A 247-nucleotide genomic window follows, 5' to 3' on the forward strand; every position below is an offset into this window, starting at 1 on the left:
TGACACAAAGTACTTTTCTGTGTCGGTGAAGCGAACAGCCAACTCACGCGGGGAAAGCTCACTTTCCTTCAGGGCCAGATCCTTGATCTTCTCGCGCACTGGCGTGGGAATACGGTTCCAGACCCGCGACGGCGTGGGTCTACGATCTTCAAGCGCCTCGGGGCCGTCGACGAGATATCGGTCGTACCAGCGATAGAAGGTGGTCTTCGGAATGCCCAGCTTTTCCAAAGTGCGCTTGGTCGGCAAC

At 57.1% G+C, this 247-nt stretch carries 1 protein-coding gene; it reads right to left on the reverse strand.

Annotated features, from left to right (window positions below; genetic code table 11):
- A partial coding sequence (locus ABLN87_RS22435; RefSeq protein ID WP_353014336.1) for a helix-turn-helix domain-containing protein occupies positions 1-247 on the reverse strand: 247 nt, incomplete at both ends.

Origin of the sequence: Ruegeria sp. SCP10 (assembly GCF_040329495.1) — a bacterium.
Classification (GTDB): domain Bacteria; phylum Pseudomonadota; class Alphaproteobacteria; order Rhodobacterales; family Rhodobacteraceae; genus Ruegeria.